Below are 2,381 nucleotides of genomic sequence, written 5' to 3'. Positions count from 1 at the left end.
TGAGCATCAGCAAAGCCATCCGCCTCGCCATGCAGGAAGAAATCCCCAACACCTACGGCAGCTGCAACGCCTGCGGGCGTTCCGGCCTGCCGATCCTGCTGTTGCGCGAAGCCTACGCCCCGCGCCCCGACACCGGCCGCCCCTACCGCCTGGCCGATGACAGCGAAATCATCTTCCACCCGATGCACACCGACCAGTTGCGCCTGCTGCGCCAGGGTTATGTGTACGTGCTGCTCGACAAGGAAAGCTGGCAGGCCTACGCGGTGGCGGCAGCCGGCACCCTGCAACGCTTTCCGCTGTCCGAGATGCCACTGGCGCCACCCAGGCCATTGCCCAAGTGGTGCGCCACCGAGGGCCACGACGTCATCGCCTCGTTCATCAACATCGACACTGCGCGCCACCGCACCGCCTGGGTCGCCTTCGCCAACGACCCGTGGCCGCGTGCAGTGCTCGAGCGCTACCGCCAGGGCATCGCCGACGGCCACCCCGCCACCCTCGCCCGCTTCGTCGAAGTCGACCTCGCCACCGCGCGCAACGACCCGGCCAGCCTCGGCATCGCCATGACCGACAGCTTCCGCTTCGGCCTGGACCAGGTGCTGGAGTTTTCCACGTTTTCCCCCGACAGGTTTGCCAGTGTGCATGGCTTCTACAGCCGCCTGGGCCGTGGGTATGAAACCCGTAACTACCTGCGCAACGTCATCGCCCGGGAACAACTGCCCAACGGCGTGCTGGCACTGACCCTGCCCGACCCGGTCGGCCTGGTCATGGAACTGAACGCGCAACGCGCCGGCTGGGTGCAGGCCCTGCAGGAATGGCGAGCACAACCGCAACGGCACTTCGAATACTTCACCTCGCAGGCCTTGCTCGGCATCCAGGCGCTGCACGCGGCCACCGCCGCCGCACAGGGCGCCGCCGACGCGCAGCGTGAAGCCGAGCGGGTCGAGCGCTGGAACCACAGCCCGATCGCCGCCAAGGCGCACCTGCCGGCGGTGGACATCGAAGCCCAGGCCGAACGCAACAGTGCCCGCAAACAGCAGGAAGCCCGCGAGCGGCTGGAACAGCGCTACGACGAAAACGCCCGCGCCGCCTTCCAGGCCGATTACGACCGCGAAGTGAAAAACTGGCAGTCGATGATCGACCAGGTTGGCAACTTGTACGCCGGGCACTATGCCGAGCGGGCGTTCCAGCTGATCGGTTACTTCGACTATGACGCCAACGACCCTGTTTCGGTCGAGTACTTCATCCAGATGATGGCCGCCTGCCTGGCCGGTGGCCCTAGCGAAGCCCTGCCCGAGGACGGCCAGCCGCTCGGGATGACCCAGCATGTCTGGCAGCAGCTGCTGGAAGACGAGCAAAGCCTGCTGTACCAGGCGCTGCTGGCCAAGCACCAGCAGCTGATGCAGCAGGTGATCGGCGCGCTGTCCGGGGATGACTTCGGCAAGGTCTACGACATCATCAAAGGCATCGCCGGCACGGCCGACGGCCAGCTGCTGATGATCAAGCCGCTGCAGGACGCCATCGGCCAGCTGCTGGTCGCCACCAGCAACGCCGGCAACGTGCTGGGCCAGCACATCAGCGAACGGGCCAGGACGCTGATCGGCCACGTGCATCGCTCGGCCCTCGCCCTGTTCGCCGGGCAGCAGGTGACCCCGCTGCGGGTGTCGCTGACAGTCGGCGAATACCTGGGCCTGCTCAACGAAGCCGTGCAGCAGCGGACCGACGCGTTCGTGCAGCAGATCGACAAGCAGTTCCGCGACCCTTTGGGGCGCAAGGTGCGGGCGATGGTGCTCAGCGGGGCGATCAACCTGGCTGCGCCGGGCAACCGCAACCAGCTGATCGAGGTGGTGCTGTGGACGTTCGAAAGCGCCGAGAGCCTGCAGGCGCGGCTGGGGCAGCTGCGCGAGGGTGCAGCGGGTGGTGTCGGCGCGCTGGTACGCAGTGTTGCGATTGGTGCGGGTGCGTTAGGTGCTCAGGTAACGGATGGCTTGAAAATCAGTTCACTGGCCGCGCAAAGCGTGGCCAGCGATGCCATGCGCAGCCTGCGCGGTGCAGCCGCCAGCAGTGGAAGCGTCGGGCTGCTGTTTGCCTTGGGCGGCATGTGGTTCCAGCAGGACAGCCTGGGCAGGAACTATCGGGCGTTGCAGGAAACGCATCCGAACAACCCGGAGGCGCTGGCGGCGATATGGTCATCTTCGCTTGGGTTGTTGGGGGTCAGTGTTGAAGCGGCGGGGATGGTTGTTGCGCTAATACGCCCGGAGATACCGTGGCCGGGGACGGTGACTACGGGATCACTGGGGAGCAGACTGGCCAGGTACGGCGGTGCAATCAGCGCGCTCGCGGGTGTCATGGATGCGGCGCAATACGTGAATGCGCTGGTCCGG

At 66.4% G+C, this 2,381-nt stretch carries 1 protein-coding gene; it reads left to right on the top strand.

Going from position 1 to position 2,381, the window contains the following annotated elements; all coding sequences use genetic code 11:
• Positions 1–2,381, top strand: a 2,381-nt coding sequence (locus tag C6A77_RS25080; RefSeq protein ID WP_114172026.1) for a T6SS effector BTH_I2691 family protein, incomplete at both ends; no start/stop codon positions are given.

Origin of the sequence: Pseudomonas sp. AFG_SD02_1510_Pfu_092, assembly GCF_003331055.1 — a bacterium.
Classification (GTDB): domain Bacteria; phylum Pseudomonadota; class Gammaproteobacteria; order Pseudomonadales; family Pseudomonadaceae; genus Aquipseudomonas.
This window is presented reverse-complemented; position numbering and strand designations above follow the sequence as displayed.